This window comes from Pseudomonas sp. Ga0074129, assembly GCA_001465025.1.
Lineage (GTDB): Bacteria > Pseudomonadota > Gammaproteobacteria > Pseudomonadales > Pseudomonadaceae > Aquipseudomonas.
Window position 1 is genome coordinate 12,134 of sequence record LNDO01000092.1, and the last position, 16,691, is coordinate 28,824.

A 16,691-nucleotide genomic window follows, 5' to 3' on the forward strand; every position below is an offset into this window, starting at 1 on the left:
TTTTTAACAAAAAAGGTGTTGCATCATGTCGGTACCCCCGCGTGCCGTTCAGCTTAACGAAGCGAACGCGTTCCTTAAGAAACATCCTGAGGCCCTGTTCGTCGACCTTCTGATCGCAGATATGAATGGTGTGGTGCGCGGCAAGCGTATCGAGCGTGCGAGCCTGCACAAGGTTTACGAGCGCGGCATTAATCTCCCGGCCTCTCTATTCGCCCTGGATATCAACGGCTCGACGGTGGAAAGCACCGGTTTGGGTCTGGATATCGGCGATGCCGACCGGGTCTGCTTCCCCATCCCCAACACCCTCAGCAATGAGCCTTGGCAAAAGCGCCCAACCGCGCAACTGCTAATGACCATGCATGAAATGGAAGGTCAGCCGTTCTTTGCCGACCCCCGGGAAGTGTTGCGTCAGGTGGTAGCGAAGTTCGACGAACTGGGCCTTACCATTTGTGCCGCTTTTGAGCTTGAGTTCTACCTGATCGACCAGGCCAACGTGAACGGCCGTCCACAGCCACCGCTGTCGCCACTGTCAGGCAAACGTCCGCAATCGACCCAGGTTTACCTGATCGACGATCTCGACGAATACGCCGAGTGCCTGCAAGACATCCTCGAAGGCGCCAAGGAGCAGGGCATCCCAGCCGACGCCATCGTCAAGGAAAGCGCCCCGGCGCAGTTTGAAGTCAACCTGCACCACGTCGCTGACCCAATCAAAGCTTGTGACCACGCGCTGCTGCTTAAGCGCCTGGTTAAAAACATCGCCTACGACCATGAGATGGACACTACCTTCATGGCCAAGCCGTACCCCAATCAGGCGGGCAACGGTTTGCATGTGCACATTTCGATTCTCGACAAGCAAGGCAACAACATCTTTGCCTGCGAAGACCCGGTGCAGAACGACCACCTGCGTCACGCCATTGGCGGCGTACTGGAAACCATGCCGGCCTCGATGGCGTTCCTTTGCCCGAACGTCAACTCGTACCGCCGCTTCGGCGCGCAGTATTACGTGCCGAATTCGCCGTGCTGGGGTATCGATAACCGTACAGTGGCTCTGCGTGTGCCGAATGACACCGCCGACGCCGTGCGCATCGAACACCGCGTAGCCGGGGCTGATGCCAACCCCTACCTGCTGATGTCGGCATTGCTCGCGGGCGTGCACCACGGTTTGACCAACAAGATCGAGCCGAGCGCCCCCGTAGAAGGCAACTCCTACGAGCAAAACGAACAGAGCCTGCCCAACAACTTGCGTGATGCCCTGCGCGAGCTGGACGACAGCGAAGTATTGGCGCGCTACATCGACCCCAAATACATCGACATCTTCGTGGCCTGTAAAGAAAGCGAGCTGGCCGAGTTTGAAAACTCGATCTCTGACCTCGAATACAACTGGTACTTGCACACCGTTTGACGCGTCACCCAACGCCGGCCTTTGAGCCGGCGTTTTTTATCGACGGCCAAACACGGCAGTCACCTTAAGGCCCATGGCCACTTGCACCTGCGCATTGCGCGCCCTGCCCAATAATCGCCCTCAACGCGATCACGGGCAGCGTTTGCCCGGATTTTGCTGAGCGCAGCACCGACACTGGAGAACATCATGCCTCGCCTGTTTGCCACGTTGTTACTTGCCTTCACGCCGCTCGTGGCCAGCGCCGAGGAGGTGATTCGTGTCTACAACTGGAACGACTACATCGCCCCGCAAGTGCTCAAAGACTTCGAAACGAAAACCGGCATTCGCGTCGATTATCAGACCTTCAGCACGGCCGAAGAACTGGACGCAGCGCTGACTAGCGGGGAAGCGATTGATGTGGCGGTGCCATCCCATGATGCCCTTCCCGGCCTGATCAAGAAGGGCATCATCCAGCCATTGGATTTCGCCCAGTTGCCGCACAGAAAGCACCTGGACAAACAACTGCTCAGCACCCTGGTCGCGCTCGACCCAGCCAATCGTCACGCCCTGCCCTATCTCTGGGGAGCGGTGGGTTTAGCCATCAATACACCCCTGGCCGAAGCCGCATTCGGCGGCCCGCTGCCCAACAGTTGGAGCCTGCTGTTTGATGCCGAGCAAAGCTCGCGCCTGGCAAGCTGCGGCATCAGCGTGCTGGACGCGCCGGATGAAACCCTGACCCTGCTGCTCAACTATCAGGGCCGCAGCCTGGCGCGCAGCGCACCGAGCCGCATTGAGCGCTCCAGCCAGGTGCTGGATGGTTTGCGGCCAAACCTGCGCTATGTCGACAGCGAGCGTTATATCAATGACCTCAACCAAGGCAAGCTGTGTGTGGCCATGGCTTGGGTCGGCGATGCACTGGCGGCGGCCGATGCCGGCCAACCGGTGCGTTTCTTGGTGCCGGACGAAGGCTCGATTCTGTTTATCGACAGCCTGGTGATCCCCAGCAACGCGAAGCGCGCCGATCTGGCGCACCGGTTTATCGATTACTTGATGCAGCCTGAGGTGGCAGCACTGATCACTGCCGAAACCCTCTACCCAAGTGGCAACGCCGACTCGCGGGCGTTTCTCGACGAGGCCTTGCGCAACCAACCCGATCTTTACCCGGATCGCGACACCAAGCGCCGCCTGCATCCGCTGGAAACCCTGCCAGAAAAACACAGCGCGACCCGTGATGCCGTGTGGGCGCGCTTTCGTGATGGCAGTTGAGTGAAAACAGATAGGTGGGAGGGGCTTCAGCCGCGACAAGAACAACAGGCTCGTCGCTAAAGCGGAATACCGCCCAGCGCCTCCCACAGAAGGCCGGGCGCTTACTTGACCAACTGACGCCAGGCCTTGAGCGAGCCGATGGTCAATAGCTGCGCCTTGCGCGCCGCCAGCACCTCGGGGTCAATGGCTTGATTGGACAGTTCGATAAGTTTGTTCAGCTCACCGTACAGGCGGTCGACTTCCGGTACGTCCACCAACACCTCGCGCGCCAGGCGCAGCCAAACCAGCAGGCGCTCGATGCGGGGGAGCTGCTCGGCCAGGTCTTCCGGTTGCTGCTGATAACGGCGCAGTTGCAGGGCCGCGCCCTCTTCCGCAATCAACGTCGGCAGCCAGTTACCCAACGGCGCAGCGCCCTGACGATTGCCACGGTTGTTGCGTTCCTGCGTCCAACTGCGCGCCAGCAACCAGCGTGACAGACCCAACGAGAACAGCCCCCAGCGATTGCCCAGCAACTCAGCGGCGAACAGTGCCGGGGCATTTTTGCGCAAGCTGTCATCGTCCTGACCGGCCAGCAGGCGTGGACGCCATTCCAGCAGCAGAGCATCCAGCAACTCGCGCAGCGCATGGCTACTGGCGCGCGGAGCCGCCTGACCGAGGCTGCCGAGCAAGGCACGCAAACCAATCAGCTGCTCCAGCCACTCGGCCAGCAAGCGCCAATGGCCATTGAATCGGTATTGCTCGGCCAACCGCTGGCTGCTGCCGAGTAAATGCCAGCCAAGTGCGGCAACGCTGTCATCCAGGCTGGTTTCTATCGTCAGCTCAGGGGCCGGCAGGCTGAGGCTGTAACTGGCGGAATCAAACAGGCGATAACCGCGCTCCGCCTTGCTGATGTCACACGGCATCAAGGACAGATCAGCTGCCAACTCGCAGGCTAACTCCAGCAGCGCCTCAGGTTCGCCCTGGCGCAACTCCAGTTCCAGCTCGCAGATTTCCTCTTCGCCCTCACCGGCAATCACCTTGCCCAAATCCAGTGCAGCCTCGATCACCACCTTGGCTTTGCCTCGGCCCCAGGCAATTTCTGCACGCTGGCGGATAAAGTCGGTGGTGAAAATCGGCTGCAGCAGCGTCTTGTCCAGCTCAGCCAAGGCCGCCGGCCAGCAGCTGTCATCCAGCTTTTTAAGGTCGAGCTTGGCTTTGCTCAAGTACCAGTCCCACTCATTGCGCTCAGACAAACCCGCAACGCTCTGGCCACGGGTTTTCAGCGTCTGGATAAACTGATCACCGTCACGACGCAGGCGCAGCGCCACTTTGGCGGCGGCCAGATCACGCGACGGCGTGTCGAAATACTGGTTGCACAGCTCGCGTTGCTCCCAGCCGCTTTTGTTGCGCTTTTTCAGCAGCGGGTGCTCACGCAGAGCGGCCAGGGTTTCGCGGCTAACGCGCAGTTTGATTTCGGTTTCTTTGTTCATGGTGATGGGATTCAACGCCTACTATAAAAATATGACAGTATGATGACATGCGCTGGCGAGCCTCAGGAGTGATCCGTATACTTGCCGCCTTCTTTAAACCAGGGTTCACCCTATGCCAGTCAATCCATTTGCCAGCCTGTTCGGTCGCTCTCCCATTGGTCCGATGCAAAAGCATTACGCCAAAGCCCATGAGTGTGCGGCGAATCTGGTTCCGTTCTTTGAGGCCGTCATGGCTGAAGACTGGGCCAAGGTAGAACAGGTACAACAGGTAATGGCCAGCCTCGAAGATGAGGCCGATAAGCTCAAGAAAAGTGTGCGTCAGCACCTGCCCAAGAGCCTGTTCCTGCCCGTACCGCGCTCGGATCTGCTTGATCTGCTGAGTGTACAGGACAAAGTTGCCAACCGTGCCAAGGACATCGCCGGCCTGATGCTGGGTCGCGAAATGGTCATTCCACCATCGCTACAACCCCTGATGCGCGCCTTTGTACAGCGCACCGTGGATGCCAGTGCCCAAGCGCTGAAGGCCATGAACGAGCTCGATGAGCTGTTGGAGACCGGCTTTGGTGGCCGCGAAGCACTGCTGGTTGAGTCCATGGTGACGGAACTGGAGCAAATCGAACGCGACACCGACACGATGCAGATCGAGGTTCGTCGCGCACTGTTCAAGCTGGAAAAGGATCTCCCGCCTGTTGATGTGATGTTCCTCTATCAGATCATCGAATGGATCGGCGACGTGGCCGATCGTGCCGAACGTGTCGGCAACCGACTGGAACAACTGCTGGCGCGCTAAGCGCCAGTGTCCTTTCTGGAATCTACGGATTAACTACTTATGTCTCTAATTGCGGACTACGGCACTCTGTTGCTGCTGCTTGCCTGTCTTTTTGGTTTTTTCATGGCGTGGGGCGTGGGCGCCAACGATGTAGCCAATGCCATGGGCACCTCGGTTGGCTCTAAAGCGCTGACCATCAAACAAGCCATTATGATTGCCATGGTTTTCGAGTTTGCCGGTGCCTATCTGGCGGGCGGCGAAGTAACCGAAACCATCAAAAACGGCATCGTCGATGCCGAAGCTATTAGCCCTGACCTGATGGTACTCGGCATGATGTCCGCTCTACTGGCGGCAGGCACATGGCTGTTAATCGCGACAAGTCGCGGCTGGCCGGTCTCAACAACTCACTCGATTGTTGGCGCGGTCATCGGCTTTGCTGCTGTGGGCGTTTCTATGGAGGCTGTTCAGTGGTCGGCAGTCGGGCCTATCGTCGCCAGTTGGGTAGTAACCCCAGTGCTCTCTGGCTTGGTCGCGTTCGGCTTGTTCATGAGTGTGCAGAAACTGATCATCAATACCGATGACCCGTTCCTCAATGCCAAGCGATTTGTACCTTTGTACATGTTTGCCACAGGGTTCATGGTGGCACTCATGACACTGACAAAAGGTCTTAAACATATTGGTTTGGACCTCAGCACCAATCAAAGCTTATTGCTCGCTGTCGGTGTCGGTGTGCTGGTGATGGTGCTAGGCATTTCATTGCTCAGTCGCATCAAGGTCGATGTAGAAGCCGACAAAGAATTTCATTACGCAAGCGTAGAAAAGGTATTCGCCGTACTGATGGTGTTTACAGCTTGTGCGATGGCATTTGCTCACGGCGCCAACGATGTTGCGAATGCGGTCGGACCGTTGGCCGCCATCGTCGGAGTCATTCAATCAGGTGGCGACATGGCCATTGGTGCGAAATCTGCTGTCCCGGGCTGGGTCTTACTCCTAGGCGCGATTGGGATCGTCGTTGGTTTGGCCACTTACGGGTACAAAGTGATAGCCACCATCGGCAAAGAAATTACCGAACTCACTCCTAGTCGTGGTTTTGCAGCTGAACTGGCCACCGCCAGCACAGTCGTCAGTGCTTCAGCAATTGGCCTCCCAGTATCAACAACCCACACCTTGGTTGGCGCTGTACTCGGTATCGGACTGGCACGTGGAATTGGAGCACTTAACCTAGGCGTCATCGGCAAGATTTTTATGTCTTGGCTTATTACGCTTCCAGTGGGTGCCGGGCTATCCATCGTGTTCTTCTTCATCCTGCGCGGCATTTTCCTCTAAACGCCCGTAGCGGTTTCATCTGCGCAGGCGATGCCCCTATCATGGGCCATCGCCTGCGGAGACCGCGCCATGCCACTGCCTTCCTTCAAAGAGCAATTCGCTGCCCTGATCGCCGCGCCGTCGGTGAGCTGCACTCAAGCACATTGGGACCAATCCAACCGCGCGGTCATCGAACTGCTGTCCAGCTGGCTGGGTGATCTTGGCTTTACCTGCGAAACGCAGGAAGTCGCCCCCGGCAAATTCAATCTGCTCGCCAGTTACGGCTCCGGCCCCGGCGGCTTAGTGCTGGCTGGGCATAGCGATACCGTGCCGTTCGACGCCGCGCTGTGGCAAACCGACCCGCTCAAACTCACTGAGGTGGATGGCCGCTGGGTGGGCTTGGGTAGCTGCGACATGAAGGGTTTCTTCGCCCTAGTGATCGAGGCCGTGCAACCGCTGCTGACGCAGCCGTTTAAACAACCGCTGCTGATCCTCGCCACCTGCGATGAAGAAAGCTCGATGTCCGGCGCTCGCGCCCTAGCGCAAGCTGGACGACCGTTGGGCCGTGCAGCGGTGATTGGCGAGCCGACCGGCCTGCGCCCGATCCGCCTGCACAAAGGCATCATGATGGAGCGCATCGACATTCTTGGGCAGAGCGGCCATTCCTCGAACCCCAACCTAGGGCACAGCGCGCTGGAAGCCATGCAGGATGTAATGCAGGAGCTGCGCGGCCTGCGCGCGCAATGGCAGCGTGAATACAACAACCCGCAATTCAGCGTGCCGCAGCCAACCCTGAATTTCGGCTGCATCCATGGTGGCGACAACCCCAACCGCATCTGCGGCCAATGCTCACTGGAATTTGACCTGCGCCCGCTGCCCGGCATGCAGCCCGAAGCCCTGCGCGCGGCCATTCGGCTAAAGCTGCAACCGCTGGCCGAGCAGCATCACGTGAAAATTGATTACGCGCCGCTGTTCGCCAGCGTGCCGCCTTTTGAGCAAAGCGCCGACAGTGAACTGGTGCGCGTGGCCGAACGCCTGACCGGGCACAGCGCCACAGCGGTGGCATTTGCCACCGAAGCGCCTTATCTTCAGCAGCTTGGCTGCGAAACCATTGTGCTTGGCCCCGGCGACATCGACTGCGCCCACCAGCCCGGCGAGTACCTCGAAACAGCACGCCTGCAGCCCACAGTTGACCTGCTTCGCCAACTGATTGATCACTACTGCCTAAAGACCCAAGACCCTGTTTCACCCCGAGGAGAGAACGCGTGAAGCTGCCCCAACTGCGACGATAAAACCGCTCTCGGCTGCCTCGTCTGGCGCACCGCGCCACTCCATGCGTTCTGTTTTCGACACAGGTTCTTCAAGCAATGCACGACCACGTCAATTGGCTTCGCCACGCTTCGCCCTATATCAATGCCCACCGCGACTGCACCTTTGTGGTGATGCTGCCCGGTGAGGGCGTTGACCATCCGAATTTCGGCAATATCGTCCACGACTTGGTGCTGCTACACAGCCTCGGCGTGCGTTTGGTACTGGTGCACGGCTCGCGCCCGCAGATCGAAGCACGGTTGGCCAGCAACGGCCTGACCCCGCGCTACCACCGCAGCCTGCGCATCACCGACAGCCCGACCCTGGAATGTGTGATCGACGCCGTCGGCCATCTGCGCATTGCCATCGAAGCGCGCTTGTCGATGGACATGGCCCGCTCGCCGATGCAGGGCTCACGCCTGCGCGTGACCAGCGGTAATTTCGTCACCGCGCGCCCCATCGGCGTGGTCGATGGCGTGGACTACCACCACACGGGCGAAGTGCGGCGCATCGACCGCAAGGGCATCAATCGCCAGCTGGATGAACGCAGCATCGTGCTGCTCTCGCCGCTCGGCTATTCGCCCACCGGGGAGATTTTCAACCTGGCCTGCGAAGACGTCGCCACCCGCGCGGCCATCGACCTGGACGCCGACAAACTGCTGCTGTTCGGCGCCGAATGCGGCCTGCTCGATGAACACGGCAAACTGGTACGCGAACTGCGCCCGCAACAAGTGCCCGCGCATTTGCAACGCCTGGGCAACAGCTACCAGGGTGAACTGCTCGACGCCGCCGCCGAAGCCTGCAAGGCCGGTGTACGTCGCAGCCATATCGTCAGCTATGGCGAAGACGGCGCACTGCTCAGCGAACTGTTCACCCGCACCGGCAACGGCACGCTGGTCGCGCAGGAGCAGTTTGAGTCCCTGCGCGAAGCCACCATTGACGATGTCGGCGGCCTGATCGAGCTGATCACGCCGCTGGAAGATCAGGGCATTCTGGTGCGCCGCTCGCGTGAAGTGCTGGAGCGCGAGATCGAGCAGTTCAGCATCGTCGAACGCGAAGGGCTGATCATCGCCTGCGCCGCGCTGTATCAGATTGCCGACTCGGATTTCGGCGAACTGGCCTGCCTGGCCGTCAACCCAGCGTACCGCCACGGCGGACGCGGCGATGAACTGCTTGAACGCATCGAAGAACGCGCCCGCGCCCAAGGCCTGAAGACCCTGTTTGTGCTCACCACACGCACCGCGCATTGGTTCCGTGAACGCGGCTTTACCCCCAGCAGCGTTGATCGCCTGCCGGCAGCGCGCGCCTCGCTGTACAACTACCAGCGCAACTCGCAGGTGTTTGAAAAAGCGCTGTAAGCCCCGCCGTGCGCCACTGCGGGCGGGTTGTCAGTCGCGGCTAAAGCCCCTCCCACAGGAACTGCACAGCCCGTGGAAGGGGCTTTAGCCGCAGCTTTTCCAGCATCTGGTAGTACCACATGCCAGCGGCCAGCATCGGGTTGCCGAACACATCCCCCAGCGGCACTTTGATGTGTTTGCAGGCGGCGAAGGTGTCGTAGTGACCCATGGTGCCGGTCAGGGCGTTGGCCATGATCTCGCCCATGATGTGGGTGGTGGCGATGCCGTGGCCGGAGTAGCCCTGGCAGTACCAGACGTTGTCCGAGAGCTTGCCCAGCTGCGGGATGCGGTTGATCACGATGCCCATGGCGCAGCTCCACTGAAAATCAATGGCGACGCCCTTGAGCTGCGGGAAGGTCTGTTCGATACCGGGGCGCAGTTCGGCGGCGATATCGCGTGAGTCGCGCCCGGAGTAGTTGCAACCACCGCCGAACAGCAGGCGACCGTCGGCGGTCATGCGGTAGTAATCGAGGACGAAGCGGCAGTCGTACACCGCCAAGTCTTGTGGATTGATTTCTTTCGCCAGCTCGCCCAGCGGCGCGGTGGTGACGATGCCGCCCATGGCCGGGAAGATCATGCCCTTGAGCTTTTTCGGCTCCAGCTTGTGGTACACGTCGCCGGCCAGCAGCACCTGCTTGGCGTTGATCCGGCCCTTGGCGGTGACCACGGCAGGTTTGTTGCCATGCACAATCTCCAGCACTTCCGAGTGCTCGAAAATCAGCGCGCCTAAGCTCTCGGCAGCGCGAGCCTCGCCGATGCACAGGTTGAGCGGGTGCAGGTGCATGTTGCGGGTATTCTTCAGCGCGCCGCTGTACATGTCGCTGGCCAGATGGCTGCGCACCCCGGCGCGATCGAGCAGGGTCACGTCAGCGCCCATGCCTCGGCGCTGCGCTTCGGCGTAGGTGGCTTCCAATTCCTGCATGTGCGTGGGTTTCATCGCCGCGTGCAGATGACCGTATTTGAGGTCGCACTGAATATCGTACTTAGCCACGCGTTTTTTGATGATGTCGTGGCCGCGCCAGCGCAGGTGCCAGATAAAGTCTTCGACTTCCTCGCCCAGGGTGTTGCGCATCTGCTTGGTCATCGCCGCATCGCCGGACAGGCTGCCGGTGACCTGCCCGCCATTGCGCCCGGTCGCACCCCAGCCGATCTTGTTGGCCTCGACAATCGCCACCTTGAGGCCGCGTTCAGCCAGCTCCACGGCAGACGCCACGCCGGTAAAGCCGCCGCCGATGATCACCACATCGACGCTGACCTCGCCTTGCAGGGTCGGGTAATCGGTTTCTTCATTGAGGGTGGCGCTGTAATAAGACGGGCAGCGCACAGCGGCCGGGGTAACGGGTTTGAGGGCGGCATTCATAAGCAGCTTCCTGGTAGACGACTGGAGTGGGCAGAGCAGTCAGAGACGAACCGATCGACCATCCGGCGGGCGCGCGTGACGGCAATGCCACAACGCCCAAAACGCCAGTATTTGCGGCAGTTTGAGCTGATCACGCGGCGTGGCTGCGGGCAAAGGGGCGGGATAACACACAAGAGAAGAGCGCATGGATGCAAGGTTCACACAGGGCCATGCGTTGGTTAAATGCGGTTTTTTACATGCTTGGTTGTTGCCGGGCTAAACATTGGCCGAACGCTTACGCGCCGCGCAACTGCGCCATTACCCGCTCGGCGTTCTCGGCGCAGGCCATGCCTTCGGGCTTGCTTTCGATGCTGGCGATAATGCCCAGCAGTTGCGCCTTGTTATGCGCCAAACGCTGTTGCATGGCCTCGATTTCGCTGACCTTGCGCTGCAGGCTGCCGAGCAACTGATCGTGGGCCCAGCCTGCGGCGTTGGCATCGGGCAGCAGGTGGCGGATTTCCTCTAGGCTGAACCCGGCCTGCTGCGCACAGCTGATGATGCCCAGGGTCTGCACCGCCTGTTCCGGGTAGCGGCGGTAGCCGTTGGCCTGACGTTGCGCGCTGATCAGCCCGCTGGCCTCATAGAAACGAATGCGCGACGCTGCCAACCCCGTGCGGCTGGCCAGTTCACCGATTTTCATTCCATCACTCCGCACTATTGACCTTAAAGCTGACTTTAACCTTAGCCTTACTCCATCGACCAGCCCGGAGCACGTCATGCCTGCCTTCCAACCGCTGCACCTGCCTAACGCTAGCGTCATCCCAAACCGCATTGCCAAGGCGGCGATGGAAGAGAACCTGGCGGACGCCAGCCAAGGCCCGTCTGCCGAGTTACTGCGTCTGTATCAAGCCTGGGCCGAGGGCGGTGCCGGGCTGCTGATCACCGGTAACGTGATGATCGACCGTCGCGCCATGACCGGCCCCGGCGGTGTGGTGCTAGAAGATGCGCGCCAGCTGGACAAATTCCGCGAGTGGGCGCGTATCAGCCGGGCGCAGGGCGCGCAGGTCTGGATGCAGATCAACCATCCCGGCCGGCAGATGCAGGCCAACCTTGGTCAGCAGACCGTCGCGCCCTCGGCTGTAGCCCTGGAGTTGGGCGGCCTGTCGAAGATGTTCCCCGTGCCCAAGGCACTGGATGAAGCAGAAATCCAAGACCTTATTCAGCGTTTCGCGCGCACCGCACAGCTGGCCGAACAGGCGGGCTTCAGCGGGGTGCAGATCCATGCGGCGCACGGCTATCTGCTCAGCCAATTCCTTTCGCCGATCAGCAATAAACGCACTGACCGTTGGGGCGGAGCACTGGAAAACCGCGCGCGACTGCTGCTGGAAGTGGTCAAGGCCGTCCGCTCCGTTGTGGCGCCGAGCTTTTGCGTCGCGGTCAAACTCAACTCGGCGGACTTCCAGCGTGGCGGTTTCGACGCGGCCGATGCCAAGCAGGTGGTGCAGTTGCTCAATGCCTTGGCGGTTGATCTGGTCGAGCTGTCCGGCGGCAGCTATGAAGCCCCCGCCATGCAAGGCGATGCTCGCGACGGGCGTACGCTCGCGCGCGAAGCCTACTTCCTTGAGTTTGCTGGCGAGATTGCTGCTGCGGCAACGATGCCGGTGATGGTCACCGGTGGGATTCGTCGTTTGCCAGTGGTCGAGCAAGTACTGGCCAGCGGTGTGGCCATGGCCGGGATTGCCACGGCGCTGGCGATCAATCCGGCGCTGCCCAAACACTGGCAGGCCGGGCAAGCGAGCCACGCCGAGCTGCCGGCAATCCGTTGGAAGCATAAGGCGCTGGCCTCGTTGGCCTACATGGCGGTGGTCAAGTATCAGCTGCGTCAACTCAGCCTGGGCAAGCACACCCATGCCGGGGTCTCGCCGCTAAGGGCGCTGTTGCTGGAGCAGCTGAAAAGCGCGCGGCGTACCCGTCACTACAAACGCTTGATGGCCGCAGGCAGTTAATCGGGCAAATGCCCGGTTTTCACCCAAATCAGGCAGCCGGCTTCGCTGAATGGCGTGTGCTGCGACAGATGCGGGCTGCGCAGCCAGGTGCCAGCGGGGTAGTCGCCGAACTCGTCCTGAAAGGTGCCTTCAAGCACCAGGATTTCTTCGCCGCCCCAATGCCGGTGTGCACTGAACGTGGTGCCGGGTGCCCAGCGCACCAGCGCCACGTGCTCGGTACCGTGCTGGTGTAACGGCAACACTTGCAGACCCGGCACCAGACCAGGCCGCCATTGCGCGTGGTGACTGTTGATCACCACGGGCTGATCATCGGCTGGATCAAACTGCATCAGTTTGACGAAGATGGTGCAGCCTTCGCGGCTGAAGGGCGCGTGATGGCTGCCAATCGGGTTACGCACGTAGGTGCCGGCCGGGTAGTCGCCGCGCTCATCGGAGAACACCCCGTCAAGCACGAGAAATTCCTCGCCACCGGGGTGGTGATGCTCACTGAAGTGTGACCCTGCGGCGTAGCGCACGATGCTGGTGGCGCGCGCCACCTCATCACCGATGCGGTCCAGCATGCGCCGCTCAACACCCGGCATGGGTGAGGCCACCCAAGGGCTGTCAGCCGGGCGAATCAGGGCGCGCTGACTAAAATCGGCATTCAGTTGCATCATCACACCCCTTCACCCGGTTCGACTCAGGCCTGCTTGAGCAGGTGGATCAGCGCTTCGGCGGTGGCATCCGACGACGCCGGGTTCTGCCCGGTGATCAACAAGCCATCTACGGCTACATGGCTTTGCCAATCGTTCGTGCTGGTGTAATGGCCACCGTTGGCGATGAGCATATCTTGCACCAGGAACGGCACCACGTCGGTCAGTTGCACCGCAGCTTCTTCACTGTTGCTAAAACCGGTGACTTTCTTGCCACTGACCAGCGGCAGGCCGTTGGCCGCTTTGACATGACGCAGCACACCCGGAGCGTGGCAGACCGCCGCCACGGGTTTGTTCTGTGCCTGGAAGTGTTCGATTAGGGCGATGGAGGTACGGTCTTCGGCCAAATCCCAGAGCGGGCCGTGGCCACCGGGATAAAACACGGCGTCGTAGTCGTCGGCGTTGATCTGCGCCAGCGGCAGGGTGTTGGCCAGCGCCTGTTGCGCGGCGGCGTCAGCCCGGAAACGCTCGGTGGCCGGTGTTTGTGCGTCGGGTGCATCGCTCTTCGGGTCCAGCGGCGGCTGGCCACCCTTGGGCGAGGCGAGGGTCAGCTGCGCGCCAGCATCTTTGAACACGTAATAAGGCGAGGCGAACTCTTCCAGCCAGAAGCCAGTTTTGTGTCCGGTGTCGCCCAGTTGGTCGTGCGAAGTCAGTACCAGCAGGATATTCATGGGTATTCCTTGAGGCGCAGGCCGTGATGATCAAAGAGACCAGCAGCTTACGCGCGTTGACCGCGGGCGATAATTCAAAAGGCGTGATGGTGTCTATCACGGCCAGGCATGGTCGGGCCCATCACGGCTCTGGCTTGTAGCCCAGACGAATGCCACCCCAATGCCGACCTGTGACCATAATCGGCACCGAGAGGTCGTGCATCAGCTCGCCGGTATCGCGCATGTAGGTTTGCAGCAGCAGCGGTTTCTGGTGGCTGCCGCAGCGAATCCCGGTGCGATCATTGAACAGGCGCTTGCTGCGGCTTTTGATGATATCCACTGCACGATCGCCGCAGGGTGGATGGTTGAATGCGTTGTTATGCGTCGGTACATAGCCTTCCGGGGTGCAGGCGATGGCGAAGACCAGTCCCTCGTGCTGACTGAGCAGCGGCTCTTGAATGGCCGGCAGGATCTGATCAGCATAACTGTCGAAACGGGTTTTGAACTTAGCTGGGAAGGTATTGGCGATGGGCTGGTAGCTGCGGTCAAACAAATCGTTGCTGCTGATACGGCCGCGCTGCAGATCCGCCTCAAACTGCGCGGCAATCTGCGCGGCGGCTTGCCGGGCCAGGTCATAGATGCGCTGGTGATAGCTATCCAGCCCCACTTCGGCGAGTTGCTCGCTGACGTGTTCGGCCTCGCCGACTAAACGCTCGGCGGCCTGGCTGAGTTGTTGCGTTTGGGTGGCGCTGTCGCTGACGTCACTGCGCAACTGACCGACGGCGACCGATAGCTCAGCCAGGCGTTCGTGGTTGTGGCGGGTGCCGGTGTCGATCTGCCCGACCTGCTCCTCAACATCTTCGGCCAGGCTGGCGATGCTCTGCAGTTGCTCACCGGTTTGCTCAACCTGTTGTGCAGCGTGAGTGAGTTGCTCGGCCTGTTGCTGCATATGATTGACCACGGCGGCACTCTGCTGGCGAATGTCGCTGACAATCTGCCCGACTTCTTCGGTGGCGCTACTGGTGCGGCCTGCCAGGTTACGCACCTCATCGGCGACCACGGCAAAACCCCGGCCCAAGTCACCAGCGCGGGCCGCTTCAATGGCGGCATTGAGCGCCAGCAGGTTGGTCTGGCTGGCGATGGCCTGAATCACCAAGGTAACTTTCTCGATCTGCTCGGTGCGGCTGCTGAGGCCGTCGATCAGCTCGCGGCTGGTGGCCGTTTGCGCACTGAGTTGCTGCATGACACTGATGGCTTCCCGCAGTTCGTCCTGGCCGCTGGCGCTATTCTCGCGCACGCTTTGTGCGGCGCGCAGGGTCTGTTCAGCGCGCTGAGCGTTGTCTTGCTCGGTGTGAGTAATGGCTTCAGCGGCGTGGTTGATTTGCTCGGTGGCACCCAATTGCGATTGCAGTTTGCCGGCCAGTTGCTGCGCGGCGTGAGCCACCTCGGCAGAGGCCAAGGCGTTATGACAGGTTCGCCGTGACAGGTTCTGGCTTAGGCCAGCAAAACCATCGGCTGGCGAACTGGCAACGCTGGGTAGCTCCTGATCCTGACGCTGCCAGGGCCCCAGCCACGGCCACAGGGCCAGCAGCAGAAAGGACGGGATGCTGACAAACCAGGGCAGTTGCATCTGCTGGTACGCCACCATCAACCCGGCCAGGCCCAGAGCATGTAACGCACAGGCCTTGGGATAGGTAATAAACGCAGAGCGCATGACAAACCTCGTTATTTTTATTCTGGCGCGGCTAACACCAGAAACAGCCTGCGGCGAACTGCCGGGCCGTTTAAGCGCCTCACTCGACGAAACTCGCCGTGATGATGCGCACGCGTGGTCAGGCAATCGGCCGTTGTCGTTAATTCTATAGACCATAGCGGGTGTCGCTCCTGGCGGCCAACTTCGCTTAACGGCCTGATTCGAACACCCAAGCCCACCCGAGGCCATGACACTTTGGTCGCACTGTCAGTGACAGCTCTGCACCTATTGCAAGGTCAGCTGTCACTCACAACCGGTGACGCCGGATAAAACCGCGGTCGAGAAAGTCTTTCCAACGGCCATAGAACTGACCGCCGGCGCTGTGCCCATGCCAATCCAATAACGCCCCACCATCGCCGGTGGCCAGCAAGGCGAGGGTATGACGTTGCGGGCGATAGGCTTTGAGTGGCTGGCCGCGCAGGGCCGCTTGCAGGTTAAACGCCAGCACTGGCCCCTGGCGCACCGCATAGACCCCGCTTTTGCGCGCACCGGGCAGGCTGGCGCAGTCACCTACAGCAAACAGGCTCGGCTGGGTGTAGCTCTGCAACGTCGGGGCGACCAGGACAAAGCCCTGTTCATCACACCCCAAACCGCTGTGCGCCAGCCATGGCCATGCAGCGGCGCCGCTGGCCAACAGCAAGCGCGTGCCCCGCCAAACGGGTTCAGTGCCGCTGAACAGGCAGTCATCATTGATGTGGCTGATGGGACAGTCTTCACGCACCTGCACCCGGCGTTGGCGCAGGTGGCCAAGGGCGCGTAAACGCAGGCCGGGCGTCAAGCCGTCCAGCAGATGACCGGCACAGAACAGGGCCAGTTGCGGCACCTTGTCGGCCACGGCCAACGCCAGCTCAACTGCCGCTGCGCCGCCACCGAGAATCGCCATAGGTTCAGGCTGCGCCTGCCAGCGCTGCCAACCCTGCAGAAAGTCATCGAAGGGTTTCACCGCCAGCAACTGCATGGCGTTGCCCTGCTGCTGCGGAGTGCGGATGCCCGCGCCAACATTCAGTGAGAGCCAACGGGCGCTGAACGTACGACCATCCGCCACTTGCACCTGCTGCTGGGCAGCGGACAGGCTTTCAACCGGCGCGATAATCAGCTCAACCTTGGCCGCACGGCACAGCGCCAGCAACTCGACCTGACAGTCCTCCGCCCGATGCCGCCCGGCCAGCAAACCGGGCAACATGCCGGAATACCAAGCCACCGGCCCCGGACTGAGCAAGGCAATGCGCCCCGGCGGCCGTTCGACCAAGGCCCAGCGCCGCAACACGCCAAGGTGGGCGTGACCGGCGCCGATCAACAGCAGGTCGTAGTGAGTGCTCAAACGCGGGCGTCCATCATGAAAACGGTGTTCCTATG

At 60.9% G+C, this 16,691-nt stretch carries 14 protein-coding genes; 7 read left to right on the forward strand and 7 right to left on the reverse strand.

Features of this window, described 5'->3' with window-relative positions:
• The first annotated feature begins 25 nt into the window (after nucleotides 1-25).
• Both AUK77_RS13945 and AUK77_RS13950 read left to right on the forward strand, forming a co-directional pair.
• Nucleotides 26-1,402 (forward strand): glutamine synthetase family protein, encoded by a 1,377-nt coding sequence (locus AUK77_RS13945; RefSeq protein WP_296130630.1) that lies wholly within the window; start codon nucleotides 26-28, stop codon nucleotides 1,400-1,402.
• Nucleotides 1,403-1,588: 186 nt separating this feature from the next.
• Nucleotides 1,589-2,647 (forward strand): polyamine ABC transporter substrate-binding protein, encoded by a 1,059-nt coding sequence (locus AUK77_RS13950; RefSeq protein ID WP_296130631.1) that lies wholly within the window; start codon nucleotides 1,589-1,591, stop codon nucleotides 2,645-2,647.
• A 101-nt stretch (nucleotides 2,648-2,748) separates the two neighbouring features.
• Here AUK77_RS13950 and AUK77_RS13955 read toward each other — a convergent pair whose 3' ends face one another.
• Nucleotides 2,749-4,116 (reverse strand): CYTH domain-containing protein, encoded by a 1,368-nt coding sequence (locus AUK77_RS13955; RefSeq protein ID WP_296130632.1) that lies wholly within the window; start codon nucleotides 4,114-4,116, stop codon nucleotides 2,749-2,751.
• Nucleotides 4,117-4,228: 112 nt separating this feature from the next.
• On the opposite strand from AUK77_RS13955, the gene AUK77_RS13960 reads away from it, so the two are divergent.
• From AUK77_RS13960 to argA, 4 genes are all read left to right on the forward strand, one after another.
• Nucleotides 4,229-4,906, forward strand: coding sequence for a TIGR00153 family protein (locus tag AUK77_RS13960; protein ID WP_296130633.1), 678 nt, complete (start codon nucleotides 4,229-4,231; stop codon nucleotides 4,904-4,906).
• Between the two features lie 39 nt (nucleotides 4,907-4,945).
• The gene (locus tag AUK77_RS13965; protein ID WP_296130634.1) at nucleotides 4,946-6,211 is read left to right on the forward strand and encodes an inorganic phosphate transporter; all 1,266 of its coding nucleotides are present in this window, start codon (nucleotides 4,946-4,948) and stop codon (nucleotides 6,209-6,211) included.
• Nucleotides 6,212-6,280: 69 nt separating this feature from the next.
• Entirely contained in the window at nucleotides 6,281-7,459 is a 1,179-nt protein-coding gene (argE, locus tag AUK77_RS13970) for an acetylornithine deacetylase (protein WP_296130635.1), read from the forward strand.
• A 98-nt stretch (nucleotides 7,460-7,557) separates the two neighbouring features.
• Nucleotides 7,558-8,856, forward strand: coding sequence for an amino-acid N-acetyltransferase (gene argA, locus AUK77_RS13975; protein WP_296130637.1), 1,299 nt, complete (start codon nucleotides 7,558-7,560; stop codon nucleotides 8,854-8,856).
• 40 nt (nucleotides 8,857-8,896) lie between these two features.
• Here argA and AUK77_RS13980 read toward each other — a convergent pair whose 3' ends face one another.
• Together AUK77_RS13980 and AUK77_RS13985 are read right to left on the reverse strand one after the other, a co-directional pair.
• Nucleotides 8,897-10,255 carry an FAD-binding oxidoreductase gene (locus AUK77_RS13980; RefSeq protein ID WP_296130638.1) on the reverse strand — a complete coding sequence of 453 codons (1,359 nt, stop codon included), beginning with the start codon at nucleotides 10,253-10,255 and terminating at the stop codon, nucleotides 8,897-8,899.
• A gap of 274 nt (nucleotides 10,256-10,529) precedes the next feature.
• A complete protein-coding gene (locus AUK77_RS13985) occupies nucleotides 10,530-10,934 on the reverse strand; it encodes a MerR family transcriptional regulator (RefSeq protein WP_296130640.1) in 405 nt (134 codons plus the stop codon).
• A 76-nt stretch (nucleotides 10,935-11,010) separates the two neighbouring features.
• Here AUK77_RS13985 and AUK77_RS13990 point away from each other — a divergent pair, with 76 nt between their 5' ends.
• Nucleotides 11,011-12,240 (forward strand): NADH:flavin oxidoreductase/NADH oxidase family protein, encoded by a 1,230-nt coding sequence (locus AUK77_RS13990; protein WP_296130641.1) that lies wholly within the window; start codon nucleotides 11,011-11,013, stop codon nucleotides 12,238-12,240.
• Here AUK77_RS13990 and AUK77_RS13995 read toward each other — a convergent pair.
• The 4 genes from AUK77_RS13995 to AUK77_RS14010 all read right to left on the reverse strand — a co-directional run bounded on the left by AUK77_RS13995 (nucleotide 12,237) and on the right by AUK77_RS14010 (nucleotide 16,656).
• Nucleotides 12,237-12,893, reverse strand: coding sequence for a cupin domain-containing protein (locus tag AUK77_RS13995; protein ID WP_296130643.1), 657 nt, complete (start codon nucleotides 12,891-12,893; stop codon nucleotides 12,237-12,239). The two genes, AUK77_RS13990 and AUK77_RS13995, sit on opposite strands and share 4 nt — an antisense overlap.
• Before the next feature lie 26 nt (nucleotides 12,894-12,919).
• Entirely contained in the window at nucleotides 12,920-13,603 is a 684-nt protein-coding gene (locus AUK77_RS14000) for a type 1 glutamine amidotransferase domain-containing protein (protein WP_296130645.1), read from the reverse strand.
• Nucleotides 13,604-13,724: 121 nt separating this feature from the next.
• Entirely contained in the window at nucleotides 13,725-15,296 is a 1,572-nt protein-coding gene (locus tag AUK77_RS14005; RefSeq protein ID WP_296130647.1) for a methyl-accepting chemotaxis protein, read from the reverse strand.
• Between the two features lie 286 nt (nucleotides 15,297-15,582).
• Nucleotides 15,583-16,656 (reverse strand): FAD-dependent oxidoreductase, encoded by a 1,074-nt coding sequence (locus tag AUK77_RS14010; RefSeq protein ID WP_296130649.1) that lies wholly within the window; start codon nucleotides 16,654-16,656, stop codon nucleotides 15,583-15,585.
• Nucleotides 16,657-16,691: the final 35 nt, after the last annotated feature.

Coding starts and splice junctions, on each gene's coding strand:
- AUK77_RS13945 (WP_296130630.1), top strand. CDS start 26: ATGTCGGTACCCCCGCGTGCCGTTCAGCTTAACGAAGCGAACGCGTTC.
- AUK77_RS13950 (WP_296130631.1), top strand. CDS start 1,589: ATGCCTCGCCTGTTTGCCACGTTGTTACTTGCCTTCACGCCGCTCGTG.
- AUK77_RS13955 (WP_296130632.1), bottom strand. CDS start 4,116: ATGAACAAAGAAACCGAAATCAAACTGCGCGTTAGCCGCGAAACCCTG.
- AUK77_RS13960 (WP_296130633.1), top strand. CDS start 4,229: ATGCCAGTCAATCCATTTGCCAGCCTGTTCGGTCGCTCTCCCATTGGT.
- AUK77_RS13965 (WP_296130634.1), top strand. CDS start 4,946: ATGTCTCTAATTGCGGACTACGGCACTCTGTTGCTGCTGCTTGCCTGT.
- argE (WP_296130635.1), top strand. CDS start 6,281: ATGCCACTGCCTTCCTTCAAAGAGCAATTCGCTGCCCTGATCGCCGCG.
- argA (WP_296130637.1), top strand. CDS start 7,558: ATGCACGACCACGTCAATTGGCTTCGCCACGCTTCGCCCTATATCAAT.
- AUK77_RS13980 (WP_296130638.1), bottom strand. CDS start 10,255: ATGAATGCCGCCCTCAAACCCGTTACCCCGGCCGCTGTGCGCTGCCCG.
- AUK77_RS13985 (WP_296130640.1), bottom strand. CDS start 10,934: ATGAAAATCGGTGAACTGGCCAGCCGCACGGGGTTGGCAGCGTCGCGC.
- AUK77_RS13990 (WP_296130641.1), top strand. CDS start 11,011: ATGCCTGCCTTCCAACCGCTGCACCTGCCTAACGCTAGCGTCATCCCA.
- AUK77_RS13995 (WP_296130643.1), bottom strand. CDS start 12,893: ATGCAACTGAATGCCGATTTTAGTCAGCGCGCCCTGATTCGCCCGGCT.
- AUK77_RS14000 (WP_296130645.1), bottom strand. CDS start 13,603: ATGAATATCCTGCTGGTACTGACTTCGCACGACCAACTGGGCGACACC.
- AUK77_RS14005 (WP_296130647.1), bottom strand. CDS start 15,296: ATGCGCTCTGCGTTTATTACCTATCCCAAGGCCTGTGCGTTACATGCT.